The following is a 25049-nucleotide window of genomic DNA, read 5'->3' on the forward strand; positions in this document are numbered from 1 at the left end:
ACCTTAAATAATTATTTGAATAACATAAAATATATAACATATTATGAATTATAATGCAGACGAACAATTTGAAAAATTAGGTTTAACATTACCTCCGGCACCTGCACCTAAGGGTGTTTATAAACCTTTTGTAATTGATGGTAAATATCTCTATTTATCTGGTCATGGGCCTGTACAAGATGATGCATCATTAATTATCGGTAGAATAGGTGCAAGCCTTAATCCTGAGGAAGGTAAACTTGCCGCAAGACAGGTTGGATTAACAATGCTTTCTACTATAAAAACTAATCTAGGTAGCCTTAATCGTATAAAACGTGTAATCAAGGTGTTGGGAATGGTCAATTGTACTTCTGATTTTGAAGCACATCCAGCTATTATTAATGGTTGCAGTGAATTGTTTGCTGCTGTTTGGGGAACTGAGAATGGAATCGGAACGCGTAGTGCGGTTGGATTTGGATCACTTCCGGATAATATTCCTGTAGAAATAGAAGCTTTGTTTGAATTACATGAAACAATATGATTAAGCATTGGTATGAATTAAATGATGTTTCTGAAGTAGACTCTCCCGCACTCTTGGTTTATGAAGAGCGGGTTGTCGATAATATTCAAAAAGCTATTGAGATGGTAGGGGGCGATTGTAGCCGGATTCGCCCACATGTCAAAACAAATAAATCGACAGATGTCTGTATTGCTTTAAGGAAGGCGGGTATAAATCAATTTAAATGTGCTACTATTGCTGAAGCTGAAATTCTGGGAGATGTGGGAGCTAAAGACGTCCTATTGGCTTATCAGCCAACAGGACCTAAGATTGAACGTCTGATTAAACTCAAAAAACATTATGGTAAAACCAATTATTCGTGCTTAATCGATCATAATGAGAGCGCTAGGGCATTAAATAGGGCATGTGTTTTAGCAGACTGCTCTATGGATGTGTATATTGATGTCAATATTGGGATGAATAGGACAGGGGTAGCATTGGAAGAGGTCGAGAAGTTAGCCGTAACCATACTGTCACTTCCAGGGCTTCGTTTAATGGGGGTACATGGATATGATGGTCATATCCATGACTCCGATCTCAAAATCAGAGAAGAACAAAGTGCTATATCATATGCATTATTAAGTAAAGCACATTTATTATTAAACCAATTATGTAGCTCAATATCAAGGATGATTATCGGAGGTTCACCTTCTTTTACTTTTCACGCAGATAGAACTGATGTGATTTGTAGTCCAGGGACGTTTGTATTTTGGGACTATGGTTATGGAGAAACTCTAAAAGAGCAACCTTTTGATTATGCGGCATTACTGTTAACCCGTGTTATAAGTATTGTTGATCAGCATCATATTTGTTTGGATTTGGGATATAAAGCTGTCGCAAGTGAATCAGCTTTACCGCGTGTCAAATTTTTAGATCAATCCGATCTTGAAGTCGTAAGCCAAAGTGAAGAACATATGGTCGTAAAGGTTCCAAATGCACAAGTATATGAAATAGGTGCAGCTTTCTATGCTGTTCCAAAGCATATATGTCCAACTGTGGCACTGTACGAAAAATTGGTGGTCATCACTGATGGAGAGGTCGATAATTATTGGTATGTTACTGCTAGAGATAGAAAGATTAATTTCTAAAGGATGAAAAAACAAAGATTGATTTTTGATGCGCATTTAGATCTTAGTATGAATGCAATGGAATGGAATCGGGATTTAAGACTTCCGATTGCTGAACTAAATAGTAGAGAGCAGGGGATGGACGATAAACCTGATCGTGGAAATGCAACAGTCTCTTTTGGTGAACTGAAAAGGGGGAATATTGGCCTAGTTGTCGCTACTCAAATTGCAAGATACGTGGAGAAGGGAAGTTCTTTGCCTGGTTGGTATTCTCCAGAACAAGCTTGGGCACAAACACAAGGGCAATTAGCTTGGTATAGAGCAATGGAAAAGGATGGGCACATGCGCATGATCAAAACGAAAACTGATCTGGAAGAGCATATCATTCTTTGGAATGATGAGACCAATGAATCAAATAAACCAATCGGTTTTCTGCTAAGTTTAGAGGGAGCTGATTCTTTAATTGATTTATCTTATCTCGAATATGCTTATGAGCAGGGATTACGTGCGGTTGGGCCAGCTCATTATGGGCCAGGAAGGTATGCGAATGGTACGGACTCAAATGGGAGACTAAATGCAAAGGGAATAGCGTTATTAAGGGAGATGGAACGCCTTAATGTTATTTTAGATGCAACTCATCTTAATGATGATGCTTTTTGGGATGCTATGGATGGATTTAATGGTCCAATATGGGCTAGTCACAACAACTGTCGCGCACTTGTCGACCATAACAGACAATTTAGCGATGATATGATCAAAATTTTAATTTCGAAAAAAGCAGTAATTGGGGTGGCATTAGATGCCTGGATGATGGTTCCCAGATGGGTAAGAGGCGTATCTGACCCTAAGACAATGAATTGTTCATTAGAGGTTATGGCCAATCATATTGACCATATCTGTCAATTGGCCGGTAATACAAATCATGTCGGTGTAGGAAGTGATCTTGACGGCGCTTTTGGTAAAGAACAATGTCCATATGACCTGAAAACTATTGCTGATATGCAGTTGGTTTTTGATATATTGTCACAAAGGGGATATAGTGAGGATGCTTTAGATAAAATAGCACATTCGAATTGGATTAATTTTTTGCGAAATTGCTTATAAATGGTCCGTTTTTAGCGAATACGTGTTCTATACTTATCATACAATCGTTATAATTTGAATGATATTTCTCTGCAGAAGGTACTTCTAAATAATTAAAAATAAGATTTTTATAACTGTTAATAATCTTTTGTGCTTAAATTGTATAACAATGTGATCATTGATGTGTTTTATAAAAAGAATTTATTAGTCACTTTTATTGTTGATATTTATGTATAAACCCGTTCAAGTTAATCGGAAAGATATTTATTTTAGGCCAGATACCAAACGTGTCCTTGCTCGTTTTTTTTCATTAGGTGATGAACGTTCCATTAAAGTAATTCATCGGGTGCTACAATTATCGGATGAAAAACAAAAGGAAGTTTTTGGACAGGTTTTACGAAGTTATTCTCAGCGGCACCGCAGTATTGTGAAGGTGTTTGAGCGTAATTTTGATCGCATAAGACATCTATTGGAAAGATTAGAAATGCCGACGGATAAAATATCGATGACAGCTAAATTATTAATTGGTTCTTACTTTACGATGGAATATTCCATCGAATCGGCAGCTTTATTTAATCCATCTATTGTTGAGCATCCAGATCAGAGCGAGCTTTATAAAGGGGAAAAAAGGGTTATTATCAGTTTTAGAGCAACCGGTGAGGGACATGTATCTTCGATCGTATTCCGCTCTGGTTATATTGATACGGAGAATAATATTCATCTAGATGTTGTGGGAACATTGTTGGACAAGCCTATCAATATTAAAAATCATCGGTATAATAAAAATAGCTTCATTTCTAAATTGGTTGAGTTGCATCCAAAAGATGCGACGGCTATGCAAAAGCTTAGCGAAAATCTAACAGAAACATTTACATATGAGGAGTTGAAGAGATATGTGGAGGGAATACGTGCTGAAATAGAGCATACAGAGGATAATGATAGTATATTGAAGCAAGCGATATGGCTCGCTTCATCGCATTATGAGATGACTTTCTCTTTGGATACTTCAATATCTGAAAGGGTTATTTTTCCAATTTCTGATACTGAAAAAAGGGGGATTGAAGATGCGAGATTTGTTCGTTTTATAACACCTAAGGGAGAGGTTATCTATTATGCAACTTATACTGCATATGACGGATTTAGTATTTTACCAAAACTATTGACAACTAAGGATTTTTATCATTTTACAGTCAAGCCCATCCATGGAGAAATTGCAAATAAAGGTGCTGCGATTTTTCCGCGAAAGATCAAAGGGAAATATGCTATGCTATGTCGTATTGATGGTGAAAATAATTATATCGCCTATTCCGATTATATCAACATTTGGAATGAAGCCATTCATTTAGTGCAAGAACCTGAAAGTCCTTATGAGTTTATACAGATCGGAAACTGCGGTTCCCCAATTGAAACCGCAGCCGGATGGTTAATTATTACACATTCTGTTGGCCCTATGCGCGAGTATTCAATTGGGGCTTCATTATTAGATTTGGAAAATCCGCATATAGAAATAGGACGCCTTAGTCTCCCTATTTTAACTCCTAATGATATGGAAAGAGAAGGGTATGTCCCAAATGTTGTCTATTCATGTGGAGCTATTGTTCATAATGATCAGTTAATTATGCCTTACGCCATGTCGGACTATGCCTCGACTTATGCGACCATTAACTTGAATGAGTTGATTCAGGCTATTCTTCAACCTGAAATTTGATTTTTAAAGACTTATAAACAGTTAAGTAGGCTATAAAATAACATAACGTGCTTTCTGCTCCTTGATTGCGGTTAATGCCATAAGTTTCTAACCCATCACAGCATCCTTTGGTGCTGTGATCATATAGCGGGAGCTTAAGGTCATTTTCGCCTAAAAACCATTCAAAAGATCGAATCATTTTTTCAAAATATTCTTCATTTTTAGTGATTTCAAATACCTCCCTAAATAAAAGTACTGTGGCTGTAACATCAATGGGCTGTTGCCCGAATTTGCTTATATTTTGATTTTGTTTTGCCCATTTTTGATTGCCAATAATAGATAAAAACCCATTTTGCATAATGATATTTTCAAGAAAATAAAAGCTTGAAAATCCTATTTTTCTTAGTTTATCATCATTTAAATATTTGGTTGACATGAGTATTGCCAGTGGGATAATCGCATTGTCATATGCCAGAACGGGTTCAAACCATTTCCACTCATCATCAGCACTGGAATCATATTCATGTACTAATTTAAAAGCCAGTTTACGGAGTAACTCTGTGACTCTTTCATCATTTGGCTGTTGTTTTAGATATTCAGCAATACCCATCATCGTATAAGCGATAGCACGTATGGATTTTAAATTTTCAAAGTGTGGCATAGCTTTAAAAAACATATTTGATCCTAACTGATAGAAGTCAACAAAAGGTGCTGTATTAAATAGATATCCCAACGCCCATATAGCCCTACCAAAAGAATCTTCAGATCCGACTTCTTCTAAAAATTCATTCTGAAAATTCATGAAGTTATGAAATAATCCGTCCTCTCTTTGAGCATAGTAAATGTAATTAAGATAGGTCGAGATTCTCTTTCTAGTATCCTTTTCTCCAAAGGCTTCATATTGCATCAGGCTAACCAAAAGTGCTCTCGCGTTGTCATCCAAACAGTATCCTTCTCGATAGTTGGGTGTTGCAAATGTGGCATGTTGAATAATTCCTACATAATTTGTCAATCGATCAAGATGATCCCATCTGAATTTTGGAAAACGCTCTAACATCGTTATTTTTATATCGGTGTCGAGATTTACTTGTGTAGAGGAGAGCTTTTGGAGTAACTTGACATAAGATCCGCCTAATTTGTTCCAGGTCATTTTTTCACCATGATGGCGAGCCCTACTTCTAAGTTCTTCTAGTTTTTTAGGGTTATCAAATAGGTCAATGAGAATATTCTTTAATTCTTTATGATTTTTAAAATCAAATAAAATGCCTCTTCCATCTGCCAATAAATCTTTCGCATGCCAATAGGGAGTAGATATTACAGCCGCTCCAGCCCCTACAGCAAATGATAATGTTCCACTCGTAATCTGAGCTTCATTAATATAGGGAGTAATATAGATGTCACATGCTGTTAAGTAGGTGGTTAGGGTTTCGTTACTGACAAAATCATTGACAAAAATGATGTTGTTTTCCAAGCCCATTTGTTTTATTAAGGCAGTTAGATACTCCCGATATTCTTCGCCAGATTCCAATAAAACGTTTGGATGCGTTTTTCCTACAATAAGGTAAACAGTATTAGGATATTCCTGTACGACCTTTGGAAGTGCATGTATAACTGTTTCAATTCCTTTGTTACGAGCTATAAAACCAAAAGTAAGGATGATGCGTCTATCTGTCAACTGTAGTTTTTCTTTTGCATCGTTCTGTTGGTAATCAAAGGCTGGAACTCCATGAGGTATTAAACGTATTTTGTTTTCATGTACATGATATATTTTTTGGAGAAGTCCAATTGCATAGGAACTCATGACTACTATGATAGAAGCTCTTTTTGCAATTTCAATCAATATTGCTCTTTCATCAATATTTGGTTTTTCTAATATAGTATGTAAGTTGACTAATAAGGGCATATGAAGTAAATTGATCAAAGAGAGTATGTAAACACCGCTATTGCCTCCAAAAATACCATATTCATGTTCCAGCACTACACAATCATATTTATTCTCGTTAATAAAATTGGCCGCTTGGATATAATCTAATTGCTGTTGGGGGTTAATTTCGAAAACAACTTCCTCATTATAAGAATAAGGTCGGTCTGAAAGAGCAATAATATGTTGGGTAATAGTTGAATCCTGATGGTCTATGGATTGTAGTAAATCATTGGTAAAAGTTGCTATTCCACATTGTTTTGGCAAATAAGTACTGATGTAGGCTATTTTCATGTTGAATTCTTAAATTTTTTAAATAATTAAATGATTTGATATGCCTGATTTTTTAGTTCAGCTATTTTTGATGAATTTACCTTATTTATGTTTCATGACTGAAACAGGTTGATATAATGGTATTCGGTGATCATTGTTATTTTTAATGAGTTTATTAAGAATGATCGTATTTATTTTTTAAGGAATGTACATGGTGTTAAAAAAATTATTTATATATGTATTTGATCCTCAAGCTAGGCACGATAGCTTTTCATGGCTGTTGTGCCTAGCTTAAGAGCTATTGAAAGTATAGGTTCTGAATAAATATTAGTGAATTGCCCATATTCAACATACTAAACAATTAGAAATTAGAAAAGTTGAATGTTTTTGAATTGTTGAAGGTACTTCTTTTTAAATCAACAATAGAAATTTCTTTTTACCGTACTGTTAAATATTTGTTAATCGAATCAAATTATCCAGCGCATGAAAACAATTTCACTTCCCAAGTGTTATATCTATAGTATTTACTTTAAAAAAGGAGATTTTATTATGAGCGAATTAACATGGAAAGGTCGTTGGAACGAACTAAAAGGTAAAGTGAAACAACAATATGCTGATCTAACGGATGACGATCTATTGTACGCCGAGGGAAAAGAAGATGAATTATTAGGTAAACTTCAAAAGAAAACCGGAAAAACTAAGGAAGAGGTAGAAGATTGGTTAGATAAATTGAAATAGTAAATTTTAGTTTTATATAGCATAAAAAATGGTTAAGTACGATAAGTGCTTAACCATTTTTTTTTGTCTCCAATAATTTATTATTACAACAGTTCCTGATTCATCTTTTAATAGATTAATTTTTTAAAAAATAATACATTTCAATTGTTTGTTGTGAAAAAAAAATGATCTGAAAATCAGTAGTTTGCGCATTATTTTTTGGTATTTTCCCTTATTTGTGAAAAAAAAATTTTAGCTTTGTGAAGCCCATCCCAAAAGGGCATGTTTTTCATAGGTAGATGAAAAGGTCGCGTTAAGTCTAACACGACCTTTTTTTATTTCCATCCAAAGATTTGTTATAAATAATAAGCGCATGTTTATTTATCAATAGTTTTGAAAATTGTTTATTCAACATATCTAATTTTACCCAATATTTTTTTGATAACAATATTAGTCCTGTATATTTGCTTTTAGAGAAATGAGATGAATAGGTTAAACAGAAAAAGCCTCACTAAAAGTAAGGCTTTCTAAGCAGTGCTCCCAACTGGGCTCGAACCAGTGACCAAAAGATTATGAGTCTTCTACTCTAACCAACTGAGCTATAGGAGCAGTTATTATATTTTGTCAAAATGTAAGGTTTACCGCGTTTTGACGATGCAAATATTGATATTTGTATTGATATTTCAAAATAAAAAGATGAAAAAAATTAAAAATATTATCCTAGATTATGGAGATGTGGTCTTTATGATCGACTTTCTGAGGATGGAGTCTGCCTTTAGTGAGTTGGGAATCAAAAATGTACGAGATTATTATGGTCACCGAGCACAAACAAAACTTTTTGATGATTTTGAACAAGGAAAAATTCCCGCAAAAGCATTTCGGGATGGAATTCGTGAAATTTCCGGTATATATTCTTTGACGGATACACAAATAGATACTGCATGGAATGCCATGTTAATTGGTGTGACGGATGGAAATCATGAATTATTGCTCGATCTTAAAAATGAATATCGCTTATTTTTATTGAGCAATAATAACGAAATTCATTATGGTTGGATTATGGATTATTTAAAAAATAATTTTGACCTCGATGATAATACAGCTTTTTTTGAAAAAGACTATTATTCACATTTAATGGGTATGCGTAAACCCAATGTTGAGATTTTCCAATTTGTATTAAAGGAAAATGGTTTGATCCCCGATGAGACGGTTTTTATAGATGACAGTCCACAGCATTTAAAGACTGCGAGTGAATTGGGATTAAAAACTTATTTGCTCACTAAACCTGATACCTTATATGATTTAATCTATCGTGAAGGCTTATTGAAAAAATAGTGAAATTCTTTTTGTATATATCAATCATAATTGTACCTTTGCATCACTTTAAAAATTAAAAGGCTACGAAAGGAGGTATATACAGAGCATGATTATCGTAAATGTAAAAGAAGGAGAATCTTTAGATAGAGCATTAAAACGTTTCAAGAAGAAATTCGAAAAAACAGGAGTTTTAAGAGAGCTACGTTCTCGTCAAGCTTATGAAAAGAGATCTGTAACTCGTCGTATTCAAGTTAAGAAAGCGATCTACAAACAAGGATTAAACCAAGAGGTTTCAATCTAAGGTTTCTAAAAAGATATAAAAAAGGGAAAAGTTTACTTTTCCCTTTTTTTATGCGCTTTAATTCGGTAAATTAGTTACAAATAGAATGGATTATGTATATAAAAGAGTTTGAACGGTATCTTCAATATGAAAGGCGCTATTCTAAACACACTTTAATAGCTTATTTACATGAAATTAGTCTGTTTTTAGTGTTTCTAGAGAATGAACATCTTCCATTCGAAGAGGTTGGCCATCGTGATATGCGTCATTATTTCGCCATGATGACAGAAGCGAATAAATCGGCTACGACAGTGAATCGAAGCATCTCGGCATTACGGACTTATTATAAGTTCTTACAGCGAGAAGATATTGTGAAAGATAATCCGATACAAGTGAAAGCTCTGAAAATGCCTAAGAAGTTACCAGTGGTAGTGGAGAAGGATAAATTGATGTTGTTGCTGGACCATTTAGAAGAGAACGTGCATGATTTTGAAAGTCGTCGAAATAAATTGGTGATGGAACTTTTATTTGGTACAGGTATTCGACTTGCAGAATTATTACAAATTCAGGATAGAGATATTGATTATTATAACAAAAATATTCTTATATTCGGTAAAAGGAGTAAGGAAAGGTTAGTTCCTATTAATGGGACATTAATAAAAGAGCTACAGCTTTATTTACACGCTAAAAGTTTATACATTGAAAATAATAAATCAAGTTTCTTAATCGTTACTAAAGAGGGAAAACCGGCCTACGAGAAATTGATCTATAGAATTGTGCATAAATGTCTGTCGATGGTTTCTTCACAACAGAAGAGAAGTCCGCATATTTTGCGACATACTTTCGCGACAGCATTATTGGACAATGGTGCAGATCTTAATGCAATAAAGGAGCTCCTCGGGCATGCGGGGCTTGCGGCAACACAAGTCTACACGCATAATTCTGCGGAGCGGTTAAAGTCTATTTATAAACAAGCTCATCCAAAAGCTTAAAAAAAGGAGGAAAAATGAACATTACTGTGCAATCAATTAAATTTAATGCTGATCAAAAGCTAATTGAGTTTATCCAAAGAAAAACAGGTAAATTGAATCAGTTTTTAGACTCAATCATTGGTGGAGAATGCTATTTACGTTTAGAAAATGTAGATGATGAATCTAATAAGGTATCGGAAATTAAAATAAATATACCAGGGAGTCAACTTTTTGCAAAAGGACAAGCTAAGAGTTTTGAAGAAGCAACTGATATTGCAGTAGAATCCTTAAGGAGACAGATTAATAAACATAAGACCAAAACTAAAACACAGGCCAGTAATCATAAAGAGATCTTGACGACTGAAGAAGAAGAATATTAGTATATAATAGTTTAATAAATGAAAGACTAATCATTATGATTAGTCTTTTTTTTGTAAAAAGGAGTTAACAATGTGCATCTGGGCTTCTTTTTATGCTAAAGACAACTATTTATAATTGTTCAAAATAATTTAAAACTTACTTGGATTGATTATAAATAATGATTATTTTTGCTTCATCATAATGAATTAAGAAATGTCAAACAAAATCTGTCCATTAACAAATGTAGAAGAGGTCTTTAAAACTGAAACTGGTGCCATATATCAGTGTAGTCGTAAAAACTGCTATTGGATGGAATTTGCGGGTTCAACGACATCTTTTTCGGTGTCAGACTTTTTTAAATTTAAGAAATCAATAGATAATATTGATGTCGAGAAAATGCTAACAGACACTGCACGTTCTGCAGATTTTACATTGGTAATGCCTTTTCGAACAGAACGTTGCTTTCTCCTGGCAGTTCAAGATGTTTTGAATTTAAGAGATCTGTTAGATGGAGCTAAATTTATGATCGAATTAAATAGTATTGTTAAGGCTTGTTTACGTAGTTCTCAGATTACTGTTTTAGCTTAATATCCCATTCTTTGTAATTATACTGATTCTAAACAGTTTAACCTGCTTTCCGCTAATTTAGACTGAATTCGTATTGCAAATTTTTTATACAAAAATCTGTAATGTCCCCTATATTTGTAGTGTTCAAGTAAGTCAAGTATTTGAAACTTGATTATTATAATTAGTATTAAAACTTACAGATATGAAAGATTTATTAAAATTAAAATCTTCTTTAACAGAAGAGATCGAAAATATATTAAATGCTCAAATTAAAGTTGAAGCACATTCTTCTTCACTATACTTAGCGATGTCATCTTGGTGTGATGATCAAGGTTTGGAGAACGCAGCAGATTTTTTTGCAAAACAGTCCAATGAAGAGCGTGAGCATATGTTGAAAATCTTCAATTATATTAACAATAGAGGCGGTCGTGCTATTTCACCAGAAGTAACAGGTATTCCTTCAGATTTTGATTCATTCCGAGGGATTTTCGAATCAGCATTGGAACAAGAGATGTTCGTTACTGAACAATTTAACAACATCGCAGACAAATGTATGAAAGCTAAAGATTACGTAACATTTAACTTTTTACAATGGTTCTTAGCAGAGCAAGTTGAAGAAGAATTTGTTGCAAGAAGAATCTTAGAATTATTTGATGTAATTGGAGAAGATGGTACTGGACGTTGGGAAATTGATAAACACTTACTTAAAGTTACTTTTGCTGGTGAATAATTAATTTATTCTTATAAATAAAATGAAAGGCGACTTATTTCAAATAAGCCGCCTTTTTTATATACAACTATTCATTATTTTGCGTTATGGTTGTGTAAATTATTATGTATATTGAGATACAAATAGAATAAGTTGTTTTGATGTCGGATAAATTCGAAATATCAGGAAATACGCATAGAGTCATCTTTCTTATCGTCTTCTTTTTTGTTGTGGGTAATGCACAAGCCCAACTCCAGAAAAAGGAGGTGTACGGATTTGTTGTGGATATCGATGGCCAACCGCTTGCTGGCGTCAATGTGCGTCTAACAACTTCTTTGGATACCGTCATGGCCATTTCTTCCAAAACAGGTTTCTATAAGTTTTATCAAATTAAAGGAAGTAATATTCGTTTAAATTACAGTTCTTTAGGCTTACAGATTGTCGATCGGTCCTACCCTCAGTATAATACAACAGATCGTGTTATTGCGGAGACTGTTGTTTTAAAACCACAGGTTTCAGTGCTGAAAGAAATTGTTATTAAGAAATATAAACCAATCGTCTTTAAAGAGGATACGGTTCAATTTAATATGGGAGCTTTCCAGTTTGATCGACGAACACTGCTGGAGGATGCGCTTAAACAATTGCCGAACTTCCAGGTTTCTCGTGATGGCTCTGTATATGCTTTTGGTAAACCGATTACTTCTGTACAAGTAGATGGTAAAAAATTCTTTGGAGGAGATGTGCTTACCGCTACTCGAAATCTCCCTGCAGATTTTATTAAAAATATTCAGGTTATAGATTTTTTTGGAGATGAAGCAAATGCTAAGGGAACAAAAACGGGTGAGTCTGAGAAAATTCTAAATATTGTTTTGAAAGATGACAAGAAAAAAATAAGTTTTGGACAGGTTACAGGTGGTTTAGGTGATCAAGAACGATACCTCGCGAGTGCAGGCCTCAATAAATTCAATGATGGTCAAGAATTATCTTTTGTAGGATCTGTTAACAATACAAATACAAATCTTTTTTCTTTCGGTTCTCCAAATGGAGGAGGTTCTAGGGATCGTGTAATGGGTGAATTGGCAGACTTTGCCGACCCTACTGATGGTTTTAATGCTGTCGGGTCCTTGGGAACAAGTTTTTCCACTAATTTGAATGATAAAATTAGTGCTTTTGGACGTTACAGCTATACAAATACAAAGAATACGACGAGGGGGAACTCCTATCTACAATCTGTATATGGTAATAATATTATAACCAACCAAGAGGATTATGTGACAAAGACTGTTGATAATGCACATCATATGAATTGGGGGTTTGATATAAAATTATCTGATACAGATCTTTTAAAAATATCTCCAACTTTTTCATGGAATAAATCGAAAGGTAATGAATCTAGAGATCGATATATTAAGAATAGACAGATCACAAACGATGGGGAATATGCTTCTGACAACAGTAGTACGAGTCCAAATGCTGAAGTAGACATCTTATATGCCAAAAGTTTTAAGAAGCCAGGACGGAAATTAGTGTACAATTTACATCTGGGATATAATTCAGTCGATAAAAAAGAGGATATAGTTGACCGGAATAAGATTATAGATAGTGCGTTTAATCAAGTGCAAATTAAGGATAGTTTCTTAAATCAATTTGTGAAAAGTGAAAACAAAAATCAAGATATTAAAAGTTCGCTATCTATCATCGAGCCAGTGGACAAGGGCGGAGTACTAGAATTGAATTATGACTTTAGTTACACCTCAATTGATGCAAGGCGGTTAGTTCATGAACGAAATAATGAATTAGTAGATTTTGGTCGAGTTGATTCTCTTAGTTTAAGTTACGATTATGCTTTTTCATCTAATAGAGTTGGCATGAAATATCAACAGGATATATTCAATAAATTTAAATATAATATCGGATTTGCGGTTCAACCAACAGAACTTAAAGGTTTTTCTAAAGATAAATCAATTCAAACATCTTACAGTAATGTAAATCTCATACCAGCAGCGGGGGTCAAATGGAAATTTAATGAGAATTCTGATTTGTCAATTGATTACTTAGGTAAAAATAATCAACCTAATTTCTATCAGATTCAGCCGATATTGGATAATACAAATTCACAAAATATTATACAAGGAAATCCAGAATTACAAGCAGAATTCGCTAATCGTATCCTGGCTAAATATCGAAAATCAATTGTAAAAAAGGGACAATATTTTGAAAGTAGTATTGCTTACAATTTTATTTCAAATAAAATTGTCTCTAATCGGACTACTATTCCTAATTCAACAATACAAAAAACTACCTTCTTAAATACCTCAGGTTATTATGATGTCAAGGCATATTACTTATTTACTGCAGCTCTGTTTAACGATAATATACAGATGAGTTTGAATGGCAATGCTGATTTTTATAATAATGTCACATACATTAATGACGTTCGTAATGACGGTGGACATTTTTTATATTCGCAGTCTCTGCAATTCAGGTACATGTTTAATGATGTATTTGAAGCTGAACTTAATGGAAATTACGCATTAAATAAAGCTACCTATAAACGACCTTATAATGATCAAATTGTGGCGCATACCGGTGTCCTTGGTTTGGGATCAAAATATTATGTGAGCGCGCATGGATCTTTTGGTGTAGAGGTATCGCAAAGGTTAAATTCGGGATATTCATCATCATCATGGACAAATATAAATCCCACAATTATTAATGCATATTTTGAATATACTTTTATGCGTAATAATTTAGCAATGTTACGGATTCAGGGCTTTGATTTACTAAATCAAAATTCAGGTATTACCAGAGATGTAATAGGAAATGATATATTTGACGTTCAAAATGAAAGGTTATCTCGCTATTTTATGGTCTCTTTAAATTTCCGTTTACAAAAATATCCAAAAAAATCATAATGAAAGCAGTTGTTATAACAAAATTTGGTGGACCTGAAGTTTTGAAGATAAAAGAGGTGGATACACCAACTTGTACTGGGCATCAAGTGTTGATTGCTGTAAAAGCAGCAGGTATGAATAGGCCGGATGTGTTTCAACGGAAGGGAAATTATGCGGCCCCTGAAGGTGCCCCCGCAGATATTCCTGGTCTTGAGGTTGCGGGAGAAATTGTTTCCATTGGTGAGCTGGTGGATGAATGGAAAATCGGTGATCAGGTCTGTGCTCTTTTATCTGGTGGAGGATACGCAGAATATGTCGCTGTTGATCAGGGACAGTGTCTGCTTATACCTAAAGGATTAACTTATGAAGAAGCTGCGGCTTTACCAGAGACATTGTTTACAGTGTATCATAATGTCTTTCAAAGGGGCGCGCTAAAATATGGCAATAGCTTTTTAGTTCATGGTGGAAGTGGAGGTATTGGATCAATGGCAATTCAGTTAGCAAAGCTTGCAGGAGCAAAAGTGTATACAACAGTGGGATCGGGTGACAAGGCTGCTTACTGTAAAGAATTGGGAGCGTCAGTAATCATTAATTATAAGGAGCAGGACTTTAGGGAGATTATTGGAGATAATAAAATTGACGTTATACTTGACAGTATAGGAGGGGATTATTTTGCAAAAAATCTTGAAGTATTGAAACCGGATGGTCATCTGATCTACATTAACGCAATGAAAGGTGCTAAAGTAGAATTAAATCTTTTTAAATTGATGCAGAAACGAATCTACCTATCAGGTAGTCTTTTAAGAAGTAGATCTATTTTATTTAAAAAAAATGTGCGCGATGACATAAATAAACAGATCTTACCTCTAATCAAACCAGGTGTTTTTAAAGCAAATATCTACAAGACCTTTCAATTGGAAGAGGCTTCTGCTGCCCATGCATTGTTAGATTCTGGTGACTTTACAGGAAAGCTTGTCTTTGTTCTTTAAAATAGATGTGCAATTCCTTTTTGATATTGTAATGGAGTAAATCCTGTCGCTTCTTTGAAATATTTGTGAAAACTGACAAAGTTTTGAAAACCACATTCGAAGCAAATTTGTTTCACATTATATTTACGTTCTGCTAATAATTTACAGGCATGCCCAATACGTATTTCGATAAGATATTGAAATAGAGTTTTTCCAGATTTAGCTTTAAAGTAGCGACAAAATGAATTTGTAGTCATTCCAGTTAATGTCGCAATATCTTCTAACTTGATTTGTGATTTGTAATTTTGTGTAATATAATCCATGATAACAGTCATTCTTCTGAAATCTAGATCTTGACTGTCAATCGGATAATTTTCACTGGACAACAAAGTATAGGCTTCAGATTCTGCTATTAAAGTTAAGACTTCTATTAGGGCTATTATTTTAGTTGAGTTGTTATTGTTTAAAACCTTTTCTATTAGAGATTTAGCTAATTGCAAAATTGATTTATTTAACTGAATTCCCCTTTTAGATTTTTTTAATAAATTCTTTAATTTATAATTTTCTGGCAGATTAAAGAAAGCGTCGCCAAGAAAATTTTCTTTAAAATGGGAAACTCTAATGTCCGCGGGTTCGGGGCAGTTATCATCTAAATAGCAGGAGTCAAATAACCAATAATGAGGTAAGTTAGATCCAACCAATACGATATCACCATTTGTAAAATTTTTAATACTGTCACCAATAAATTGGGTTCCCGATCCTTTTCCGAAATGAATTAATTCAAGCTCTTCATGGTAGTGCCAAATATTATGATTTTGTGGTATAATATCGTTCCTCACGCTGAATGACTGTACGTTACTATTATTGACTTTTAGTAGTTGTGGTTTCATTTATTAATAAATATATGCACTATATTTTACAGTTCTACTATTTTGAATGGTAATATAGCGTAATAATTGGGTAAAATACTTAAATTTTCTTTCATTAATTATTCCTTATTTTACATAAACCAATGATAAATTATATTTTATATGTCAGTTAGTAAAAATAATAAATTAGCGATTGTACTCGTAACATCCCTTTTTTTCTTTTGGGGCTTTGTTCATAATTTGGACCCTATTTTAATTCCACATCTTCGTAATGCATTTAGCCTAACGCATTTACAGGCATCTTTAGTGGATTCAGCTGTTTTTATTGCTTATTTTTTACTAGCTATTCCTGCCGGTATGATCATGAAAAAATATGGTTATAAATCGGGTATTTTAATAGGTCTGACAATTTTTGCTATTGGTTGTTTTTTATTTATACCAGCAGCTAATCAGATTAGTTATGTATTCTTTTTAGCGGCTTTATTTGTTGTGGCTTGTGGTTTAACTATTTTGGAAACTGCGGCAAATCCCTATGTTACGGTCTTAGGTGACCCCAGTAAAGCAACGCAGCGATTGAATTTTGCCCAATCCTTTAATGGACTGGCAGCATTTATAGCTCCAATCTTAGGCGGAAAATTTATTTTAGCAGAACAACCAAAATCTGATACTGAGATTGCCGCCATGAGTGAGCAGGTTAAATTAGCCTATATGCAGGCAGAGACTGCAACTGTAAAAGCGCCTTATATGATTTTAGGCTTAATTATATTGATTGTTGCCGCAATTCTTTTTTTTACTAAACTTCCTGATATTAAAGATGATGAAGGCGAACAAAAGGCTGGTTTCTTTCATGCATTTAAGCATAAAAATGTAAAGTGGGGAGTAATCGGACAGTTTTTTTATGTAGGAGCACAGGTGTGTGTGTTGAGCTTTATGGTACTTTATGCTACTGAGGTTGCTGGAATCACGCCCTTAAATGCTTCCAAATATGCTAGTTTTGCAGGTTTAGCTTTTATGTTAGGTCGTTTCGTTGGAACATTTTTTATGAAATTTATACAGCCACTAACTTTGCTAATGATTTATTCAATTATTTGTATTGCATTGTCATTTATTGTGATATACGGAAGTGGTACAATAACAGTCTATGCATTAATTGCAGTAGCATTTTTTATGTCGATTATGTTTCCCACAATATTTGCGGTCGGAGTTGAGGGAATTGGGGCAGATACGAAATCAGCTTCAAGTTTAATCATTATGTCTATTGTAGGTGGAGCAATTTTGCCACCTTTATTGGGATTGATTTCAGATAAAACTGGTAATCTTCAACTGGGCTACTGGGTACCTATGATCTGTTTTATAGTCGTGCTTTTATTTGCTCTAGCTAATAAAAATAATTTAAAGACGAAATCTTCTCACGAATAATAATTGTAAAATGACTCAATATACTTTTGCCTTAGATCTTGTTAATGATCCCGAATTAATTGCTGAATACGAAAAATATCATAGTAATGTTAGTTCGGAAATTCAACAATCAATTTTAGATGCCGGTGTTACTAAAATGCAAATTTTTAGGTTTGAAAATCGCTTGTTTATGATCATGGAAGTGGATGACACTTTTACATTTGAAAGAAAAGCAAATATGGATGCTACCAATCCTAAAGTTCAGGAATGGGAACAGCTGATGTGGAAGTACCAGAGTGCTATTCCGGGAGCTAAAGAAAATGAGAAGTGGGTTTTAATGAAACAGATATTTGATTTGAAGAAATAAAATGATAAAAGATAAAAAAACATATTTGCAGATTCATCCAGAGGATAATGTATTAGTGGCTTTGCAAGATTTGCCTAAAGGAACGTTAATTGAATGGAAAAATAACAATTTCCATTTATTGCAAGATGTAGCTGCCAAGCATAAGTTTACCATCTCTCCTTTAGATCAGGACGCTGAAGTTTATATGTACGGTGTGTTGGTTGGAAAGGTAAACTGTGCATTAGAAACTGGTGCCTTGATTTCTACAGAAAATCTACGTCATGCCGCCGATGATTTTAAGCTAAGTAAAAGAAGAACGGACTGGATAAAACCTGATGTTTCATCTTTTTTAGCAAAAACCTTCAATGGCTTTCATCGATCTAACGGATCGGTTGGTACTGCTAATTACTGGTTAGTAATCCCATTGGTTTTTTGTGAAAATAGAAATGTCTTGACTTTAAAGACAGCTTTTGAAGAGAAGTTGGGGTATAAAGTAAGGGCGAATGATTATACCACTGAAGTGGATGAATTGATCCGTTTATATCAATCAGGTGCAGATATTAATCAGATCATTGCTCAGGATTTAAGTTCTTCGGCAACGCGAGCAAGCGACCATCGCTTATTCGAAAATGTCGATGGAATCAAGTTTTTAAATCATGAAATGGGCTGTGGCGGTACACGTATGGATTCGGATGCACTGTGTGGTTTGCTTGCAGGCTACATTACACATCCAAATGTAGCAGGCGCTACCATCTTAAGTCTAGGTTGTCAACATGCTCAAGCCTCAATATTACAAGCGGAGATCGCGAAGAGGGATCCAAAGTTTGATAAACCTTTGTATATTTTTGAACAACAAAAAGAAGGTACGGAGAAGGAATTAATGCAAAAGGCTGTGAAGGCAACATTTGCTGGAATGATGGAAGCAAATAAATGTATGCGTCAACCCGCTAGCTTAGATAAATTATGTATAGGTCTCGAATGTGGTGGATCTGATGGATTTTCTGGTATATCTGCAAATCCTGCTCTGGGATATCTTTCTGATATTTTAGTAGCATTAGGTGGATCTGTTATTTTAGCAGAATTTCCAGAGTTATGTGGGGTAGAACAAGAGTTAAGTGACCGATGTGTAGATGAAGAGACTGCGGATAAATTTATGGAGTTAATGCGTGTTTATAATGCGAAAGCTGAGGCCGATGGTTCTGGTTTTTATATGAATCCTTCTCCTGGCAATATTCGTGACGGTCTTATCACCGATGCAATAAAGTCTGCTGGAGCTGCTAAGAAAGGTGGTACATCGCCTGTTACTGCAGTAATTGATTATCCAGAGTTAGCCAATAAGCCAGGTCTTAATCTGCTATGTACACCAGGAAATGATGTTGAAAGTACTACCGCAGAAGTTGCTGCAGGAGCAAATATTGTTTTGTTTACCACTGGTCTAGGAACACCAACGGGTAATCCAATAACTCCAGTGATTAAACTGTCTACAAATACAAAGACTTTTGAGAAAATGCCGGATATCATCGATATTAACTGTGGGACTATTATCGAGGGGGAGGAATCAATTCAAGAAGCGGCGCATCGTATATTAGATTATGTGATTGAAGTGGCTAGCGGAGAAGTAGTGCCGAAAGCGGTACTTTTGGGACAGGATGACTTTATTCCTTGGAGAAGAGGTGTATCTTTATAATCATAATTTGGTGTCAAGATTATCAGTATAGCTAGGTAGACAACTTCAATTTGTTAATAAATTTTAATAATCATAAGGTAGCTGTTCATGAAGTGTCATGGATCAGATATTAATAATAAATAATAATAACATGTCAAAATTGCAAAATAAAGTAGCTGTTATCACAGGTGGTGGAAGTGGAATAGGTCGTGCAATAAGTTTACTTTTTGCCGCAGAAGGAGCAACGGTTCATATCCTGGATCTAAATATCGAAGGGGGACAAAGTGTTGTTTCTGAGATAGCTAATCAAGGAGGACAAGGATTTGTTCATGCATGTAATGTAAGTCTTCAGGAAGAGGTGTTATCAATTGTAAATACTATTGGTAAAATAGATATTTTAGTTAACAACGCGGGTATTGCTCATGTTGGAAATCTCGAGAACTGTAAAACTGAAGATTTCGAAAGAGTATTTAATGTAAATGTTAAAGGTGCTTATAATGCGCTCTATGCAGTTGTTCCAAAGATGAAAGAAAATGGGGGCGGTGCAATTCTTAATCTAGCATCTATTGCGGCATGGGTAGGAATTACAGATCGATTCGCATATTCAATGAGCAAAGGTGCCATTTTTGCTATGTCACTATCGGTTGCTCGTGATTATATGGCTGATGGAATTAGATGTAATAGTATTTCGCCGGCAAGAGTACACACGCCATTTGTGGATGGTTTCATTGCCAAAAATTATCCAGGACAAGAAGCGGAGGTCTTTGAAAAATTGTCAAAGAGTCAACCGATTGGACGTATGGCACAACCTGAAGAAATTGCTAAATTGGCTTTGTTTTTATGTAGTGATGATGCTGGTTTTATCACTGGAAATGATTATCCCATTGATGGAGGTTTTATAAAACTAAATAATTAAAAGAGTTAAATTAGGGATCTTTTGAGATCACTTTATATAATATTAATACTGAAAATATGAAATTAATACGTTTTGGAGCAAAAGGAAAAGAGCAAATTGGTGTTCAGATAGATGGTGTAAATTATGATGTATCTGCATTTGGAGGCGATTATAATGAGTCTTTCTTTGAGAATGACGGTTTAGCTGCTTTGGAGGAATTTGTTAAAGCAAATGAAGGAAAATTAATTCCTGTACCCGATACTGAAAGAATTGGAGCTCCATTTGCAAGACCTTCTAAAATAGTTTGTATTGGTCTTAATTACAAAGATCATGCTGAAGAAACAGGAGCGGCTATTCCAGCAGAACCTATTATTTTCATGAAATCTACTACTTCTTTAATTGGTCCTTATGATCAGGTGATGATACCTCGTGATTCGGTTAAAACAGACTGGGAAGTGGAATTCGGGATTGTTATTGGTAAAACAGCATCTTATGTGGAAGAAGCTAATGCATTGGATTATGTAGCGGGATATGTGTTGCATAACGATGTTTCTGAACGTGAATATCAATTAGAACGCGGTGGAACATGGGATAAGGGCAAAGGCTGTAATACTTTTGCACCTATGGGACCTTATTTGACAACTAAAGATGAAATTAAGGATATTAACAACGTCAATATCTGGTTGAAGGTAAATGGTGAAATGTATCAAAATGGAAGTACTAAAAATTTAATCTTTTCTGTACCTTTTATTGTGAGTTATGTGTCTCAATTTATGACATTGTTGCCAGGGGACGTAATTTCTACAGGCACGCCTGCAGGTGTTGGATTAGGATTTAACCCTCCAATTTATTTGAAACCCGGCGATGTAATTGAACTAGGTGCTGATGGTCTAGGTGAGTCGCGTCAAGAGGTAATTGCTTATTCAAAATAATTAATTTTTTATGCGTATAGATGCTCATCAACATTTCTGGCAGTACGACCCAAACCGTCATAGTTGGATCACAAGTGAAATGAAGGTTTTGCAACAAGACTTTATTCCGCTAGATCTGCAGTTTATATTGGAAAAGAATGATTTTGATGGCTGTATCGCTGTTCAAGCAGATCAGTCTGATGAAGAAACGAAGTATTTGGTGCAATTAGCAAAAGAATATTCTTTTATAAAAGGAGTAGTTGGCTGGGTAGACCTACGCGCTTCGAATATTGATGAACAGTTGCATCAGTATAAAGATGAATCTATTATTAAAGGATTTAGACATATTGTAGAAGGAGAGGAAGATCCCGATTTCTTAAAGAGAGATTCTTTTCTAAAGGGTATAGAATCTCTCACAAAGTATAATTATACTTATGATCTTCTGATTCGTCCTCGTCATTATGCTGGCGCTATAACATGCGTACAATCAAATCCAAATCAGACATTTATTTTGGATCATATTGCTAAACCTCCAATAAAATCCCGTGAGTTTGATGAATGGGCATTATTTATTGAAGAATTAGCTGGTTTTTCGAATGTAAGTTGCAAGGTTTCTGGTCTTGCTACGGAAGCTAATTGGAAAAGTTGGCGACTGGATGATTTTACACAATATCTGGGACATGTATTTGATTCATTTGGTAATGATCGAATTATGTTTGGATCCGATTGGCCAGTATGTTTATTAGCAGCATCTTATGAAGAAAGTGTCACCATTGTGGAATCGAAATTAGGTGCATTTACTGCCACTGAGAAAGAGGCGTTCTGGGGATTAAATGCATTAAAAACCTATAATTTATAAGGTAGAATATGAATTTAAATTTGAAAGATAAAGTTATAATTGTCACAGGAGGTGCAAAGGGCATTGGTAAGGCAATTGTTTTAGGTTTGGCAAAAGAGGGTGCTATTCCAGTAATTGTTGGTCGTAGACAAGCTGATAATGCTCTTGTTAAGCAAGAAGTGGAAGCTCTTGGAGGACAGGCTTTTGCGGTAGAGGCAGAACTGTCTGATCCGAAAGATTGTGAAGCTGCAGTTGCAACAACATTTAATCATTTTGGACGCATAGACGGTTTAGTGAATAATGCTGGAGTTAACGATGGAGTAGGGTTAGCCTCTGGTAATTATGATAAATTTGTAGCGTCTTTACATAAAAATCTAATTCACTATTATTTAATGGCGCATCATGCTTTAGATGCTTTGATCGCATCACAAGGTAGTATTGTCAATATTACTTCAAAGACAGCAGAGACTGGACAAGGCAATACATCGGCTTATGCAGCCTCTAATGGGGGTAGAAATGCGCTAACAAGAGAGTGGGCCGTCGAACTGCTTCCACACCGAATCCGCGTGAATGCAATTGTCGTAGCAGAATGTGCTACGCCACAATATGATACTTGGATACAAACTTTAGATAATCCGGTAGAAACTTTAAAGAAAATCACAGATCGTATTCCGCTAGAACATAGAATGACTACTTCAGAGGAAATTGCAAATACAGCATTATTTCTTTTGTCTGATAAATCAAGTCATACAACCGGTCAGCTGATTCATGTTGATGGCGGTTATGTTCACCTTGATCGATCGATTATTGCTGAGCAATAACGATAAGAAATAATTTAGGAAATAAAAAGGGCTTTTAATATTTATTAAAAGCCCTTTTGTTATTTAATTAGTAAAGATTAACCTAATTTACCAATTTCTTGAACTAAATCAACGATTTTGTTAGAGTAACCCCACTCGTTGTCATACCAAGAGATAACTTTAACGAAGTTTTCATTTAATGAAATACCCGCTTTTGCATCAAAAATAGATGTGCGTGCATCACCTACGAAATCAGTTGAAACAACTTCGTCTTCTGTGTAACCTAAAATACCTTTTAAGTCACCTTCAGAAGCTTCCTTCATAGCAGCTTTGATTTCTTCATAAGTAGCAGATTTTGCTAAACGTACTGTTAAATCAACAACAGAAACGTCAGCAGTAGGAACGCGTAAAGACATACCTGTTAATTTACCTTTTAATTCAGGTAAAACTAAACCAACAGCTTTAGCTGCACCAGTAGAAGAAGGGATGATGTTTTGATAAGCACCACGTCCACCTCTCCAGTCTTTCACAGAAGGTCCATCAACTGTTTTTTGAGTTGCAGTAACAGCATGTACAGTTGTCATCAAACCTTCAACGATACCAAATTTGTCGTTTAAAACTTTAGCAACAGGTGCTAAACAGTTTGTTGTACATGAAGCGTTAGAAACGATATGTTGATCTGCTTTTAAATCTTTATGATTAACACCCATAACGAAAGTAGGAGTATCATCTTTAGCAGGCGCTGACATTACTACTTTTTTCGCACCAGCATCAATGTGTTTCTGTGCTAATTCTTGTGTCAAGAAGAAACCTGTAGACTCAATAATAACTTCTGCACCAACTTCATTCCATTTTAAGTTTGCAGGATCTTTTTCTGCTGTAACACGAATTGTTTTTCCGTTAACAACTAAGTTTCCGTTAACAACCTCAACTGTTCCATCGAATTTACCGTGTGTTGAATCATATTTCAACATATACGCCATATAATCTGGCTCCACTAAGTCATTGATACCAACAACTTCAACATCTGGACGATTTACCGCAGCTCTGAATGCTAAACGACCAATACGGCCAAATCCGTTAATTCCAATTTTCATATTATTAATTTTTATTGATATAATATTTTGTAAGATTATGAATAGGTTCTTTTATAATAGTACCTATTGATATATTAAATTCTTCTGTTGCAACCTCTTTGAGTAAATTTTCAAAATTAGCAGCTACAGAACCTGTAAAATGAATGTCGTTATCAGGATGTTCCTTGTACAAAGGCTTTATGAAAGTTTTGAGAAACAAACGAAAACCATTTTTTACTATTTGAATAATGAATGGATGATTTTTGTTTTCCAATACAAATTCGGAGAATGAATTGAGAAAAATAGTTGGTTGAGGGGAATTATAAACCTTTTCCAAAATTATTTTTCGATCAATAGCATATTTATTTAATAGTTTATCCTGCAAATCCTGCGGAAGTGTATCTGTTAAATAATGTTTTAACAACATTCTTGATGTCCAATTCGTAGATCCTTCATCGGCTAAAATATAACCGAGGCCATAATTATTTGGGATAACTTTTTTCCCCGTATAAAATGCCGCATTTGAACCACTTCCGATAATGCCAATAATGCCTTTTTCATCGCCAAAAGAAGAAATTGCAGAGGCGATAACATCATGTTCCACTTTTACTTTCGCGTTAATAAAGAATTTTTCAAATACAGTTTTGATTTTGTTCTTGCGTTCCGGAGAAGATGAGCCAGCACCAAAAAAATAAATGCGTTTGATCTTCTCAGCATTATTGATCAAATTGGTATTCTTATTTAAAAGTTGTGCAATATATCGCTCGTCTTGCAAATAAGGATTAATTCCACTTGTACGAAAGCCCGTGATCACACGACCTTTATCGGCTAATCTCCAATCTGCAAATTTTGAACCACTGTAGACCACTGCAATCATCTGAATTCTCTATTTTTTTAT

24 protein-coding genes and 1 tRNA gene are annotated in these 25049 nt (G+C 34.7%); 20 read left to right on the forward strand and 5 right to left on the reverse strand.

Annotation, left to right across the window (positions count from 1 at the left end; translation table 11 throughout):
• Window positions 1–43: 43 nt before the first annotated feature.
• From ACFS6I_RS06725 to ACFS6I_RS06740, 4 genes are all read left to right on the forward strand, one after another.
• Window positions 44–520, forward strand: coding sequence for a RidA family protein (locus ACFS6I_RS06725; RefSeq protein ID WP_380919049.1), 477 nt, complete (start codon window positions 44–46; stop codon window positions 518–520).
• A complete protein-coding gene (locus ACFS6I_RS06730; RefSeq protein ID WP_380919051.1) occupies window positions 517–1626 on the forward strand; it encodes a D-TA family PLP-dependent enzyme in 1110 nt (369 codons plus the stop codon). The genes ACFS6I_RS06725 and ACFS6I_RS06730 overlap by 4 nt, the downstream gene beginning before the upstream one ends.
• Window positions 1627–1629: 3 nt before the next feature.
• Window positions 1630–2709, forward strand: a complete 1080-nt coding sequence (locus ACFS6I_RS06735; protein ID WP_380919053.1) for a dipeptidase — start codon at window positions 1630–1632, stop codon at window positions 2707–2709.
• A gap of 208 nt (window positions 2710–2917) precedes the next feature.
• A complete protein-coding gene (locus tag ACFS6I_RS06740; RefSeq protein WP_132773521.1) occupies window positions 2918–4396 on the forward strand; it encodes a glycoside hydrolase family 130 protein in 1479 nt (492 codons plus the stop codon).
• On the opposite strand, the gene ACFS6I_RS06745 is transcribed toward ACFS6I_RS06740, so the two are convergent.
• Complete coding sequence (locus tag ACFS6I_RS06745) at window positions 4374–6590, reverse strand: glycosyltransferase family 4 protein (protein WP_380919055.1); 2217 nt, start codon at window positions 6588–6590, stop codon at window positions 4374–4376. The two genes, ACFS6I_RS06740 and ACFS6I_RS06745, sit on opposite strands and share 23 nt — an antisense overlap.
• A 528-nt stretch (window positions 6591–7118) precedes the next feature.
• On the opposite strand from ACFS6I_RS06745, the gene ACFS6I_RS06750 reads away from it, so the two are divergent.
• Entirely contained in the window at window positions 7119–7307 is a 189-nt protein-coding gene (locus tag ACFS6I_RS06750; protein WP_031289203.1) for a CsbD family protein, read from the forward strand.
• 514 nt (window positions 7308–7821) lie between these two features.
• Here the strand turns inward: ACFS6I_RS06750 and ACFS6I_RS06755 are convergent.
• Window positions 7822–7895, reverse strand: a tRNA-Ile gene (locus tag ACFS6I_RS06755).
• A gap of 87 nt (window positions 7896–7982) precedes the next feature.
• Between ACFS6I_RS06755 and ACFS6I_RS06760 the strand changes: the two genes are divergently transcribed.
• From ACFS6I_RS06760 to ACFS6I_RS06795, 8 genes are all read left to right on the forward strand, one after another.
• A complete protein-coding gene (locus ACFS6I_RS06760; RefSeq protein WP_380919057.1) occupies window positions 7983–8621 on the forward strand; it encodes an HAD family hydrolase in 639 nt (212 codons plus the stop codon).
• Between the two features lie 88 nt (window positions 8622–8709).
• Window positions 8710–8904 (forward strand): 30S ribosomal protein S21, encoded by a 195-nt coding sequence (gene rpsU, locus ACFS6I_RS06765; RefSeq protein ID WP_021190399.1) that lies wholly within the window; start codon window positions 8710–8712, stop codon window positions 8902–8904.
• 92 nt (window positions 8905–8996) lie between these two features.
• A complete protein-coding gene (locus ACFS6I_RS06770; RefSeq protein ID WP_021190398.1) occupies window positions 8997–9875 on the forward strand; it encodes a tyrosine-type recombinase/integrase in 879 nt (292 codons plus the stop codon).
• A 14-nt stretch (window positions 9876–9889) separates the two neighbouring features.
• Window positions 9890–10234, forward strand: coding sequence for a ribosome hibernation-promoting factor, HPF/YfiA family (hpf, locus tag ACFS6I_RS06775; RefSeq protein ID WP_132773528.1), 345 nt, complete (start codon window positions 9890–9892; stop codon window positions 10232–10234).
• A 193-nt stretch (window positions 10235–10427) separates the two neighbouring features.
• Window positions 10428–10802, forward strand: coding sequence for a DUF6686 family protein (locus ACFS6I_RS06780; RefSeq protein ID WP_021190396.1), 375 nt, complete (start codon window positions 10428–10430; stop codon window positions 10800–10802).
• A gap of 181 nt (window positions 10803–10983) precedes the next feature.
• Window positions 10984–11511, forward strand: coding sequence for a ferritin (locus ACFS6I_RS06785; protein ID WP_021190395.1), 528 nt, complete (start codon window positions 10984–10986; stop codon window positions 11509–11511).
• A 140-nt stretch (window positions 11512–11651) separates the two neighbouring features.
• Window positions 11652–14405 (forward strand): outer membrane beta-barrel protein, encoded by a 2754-nt coding sequence (locus ACFS6I_RS06790; RefSeq protein WP_380919061.1) that lies wholly within the window; start codon window positions 11652–11654, stop codon window positions 14403–14405.
• Window positions 14405–15373 carry an NAD(P)H-quinone oxidoreductase gene (locus tag ACFS6I_RS06795; protein ID WP_380919063.1) on the forward strand — a complete coding sequence of 323 codons (969 nt, stop codon included), beginning with the start codon at window positions 14405–14407 and terminating at the stop codon, window positions 15371–15373. Before ACFS6I_RS06790 ends, ACFS6I_RS06795 begins: the two co-directional genes overlap by 1 nt.
• Here ACFS6I_RS06795 and ACFS6I_RS06800 read toward each other — a convergent pair.
• Window positions 15370–16242, reverse strand: coding sequence for an AraC family transcriptional regulator (locus ACFS6I_RS06800; protein ID WP_021190394.1), 873 nt, complete (start codon window positions 16240–16242; stop codon window positions 15370–15372). The two genes, ACFS6I_RS06795 and ACFS6I_RS06800, sit on opposite strands and share 4 nt — an antisense overlap.
• Window positions 16243–16383: 141 nt before the next feature.
• Between ACFS6I_RS06800 and fucP the strand changes: the two genes are divergently transcribed.
• The 7 genes from fucP (at window position 16384) to ACFS6I_RS06835 (ending at window position 23096) form a co-directional block, all read left to right on the forward strand.
• Window positions 16384–17640 (forward strand): L-fucose:H+ symporter permease, encoded by a 1257-nt coding sequence (gene fucP, locus ACFS6I_RS06805; protein ID WP_380919065.1) that lies wholly within the window; start codon window positions 16384–16386, stop codon window positions 17638–17640.
• Window positions 17641–17650: 10 nt separating this feature from the next.
• A complete protein-coding gene (locus tag ACFS6I_RS06810; RefSeq protein WP_380919067.1) occupies window positions 17651–17986 on the forward strand; it encodes an L-rhamnose mutarotase in 336 nt (111 codons plus the stop codon).
• A 1-nt stretch (window position 17987) separates the two neighbouring features.
• Window positions 17988–19652, forward strand: coding sequence for a UxaA family hydrolase (locus tag ACFS6I_RS06815; protein WP_380919069.1), 1665 nt, complete (start codon window positions 17988–17990; stop codon window positions 19650–19652).
• A 130-nt stretch (window positions 19653–19782) separates the two neighbouring features.
• Complete coding sequence (locus ACFS6I_RS06820; protein WP_380919071.1) at window positions 19783–20547, forward strand: SDR family NAD(P)-dependent oxidoreductase; 765 nt, start codon at window positions 19783–19785, stop codon at window positions 20545–20547.
• Window positions 20548–20603: 56 nt separating this feature from the next.
• A complete protein-coding gene (locus ACFS6I_RS06825) occupies window positions 20604–21458 on the forward strand; it encodes a fumarylacetoacetate hydrolase family protein (RefSeq protein ID WP_380919073.1) in 855 nt (284 codons plus the stop codon).
• 10 nt (window positions 21459–21468) lie between these two features.
• Complete coding sequence (locus ACFS6I_RS06830) at window positions 21469–22296, forward strand: amidohydrolase family protein (protein ID WP_380919075.1); 828 nt, start codon at window positions 21469–21471, stop codon at window positions 22294–22296.
• An 8-nt stretch (window positions 22297–22304) separates the two neighbouring features.
• Window positions 22305–23096, forward strand: coding sequence for an SDR family oxidoreductase (locus ACFS6I_RS06835; protein WP_380919077.1), 792 nt, complete (start codon window positions 22305–22307; stop codon window positions 23094–23096).
• 77 nt (window positions 23097–23173) lie between these two features.
• Here ACFS6I_RS06835 and gap read toward each other — a convergent pair whose 3' ends face one another.
• Together gap and ACFS6I_RS06845 are read right to left on the reverse strand one after the other, a co-directional pair.
• A complete protein-coding gene (gene gap / locus ACFS6I_RS06840) occupies window positions 23174–24172 on the reverse strand; it encodes a type I glyceraldehyde-3-phosphate dehydrogenase (protein ID WP_132773545.1) in 999 nt (332 codons plus the stop codon).
• A 4-nt stretch (window positions 24173–24176) separates the two neighbouring features.
• Complete coding sequence (locus ACFS6I_RS06845; protein ID WP_380919079.1) at window positions 24177–25028, reverse strand: hypothetical protein; 852 nt, start codon at window positions 25026–25028, stop codon at window positions 24177–24179.
• Window positions 25029–25049: the final 21 nt, after the last annotated feature.

The organism is Sphingobacterium anhuiense (assembly GCF_042686355.1).
GTDB lineage: Bacteria > Bacteroidota > Bacteroidia > Sphingobacteriales > Sphingobacteriaceae > Sphingobacterium > Sphingobacterium anhuiense.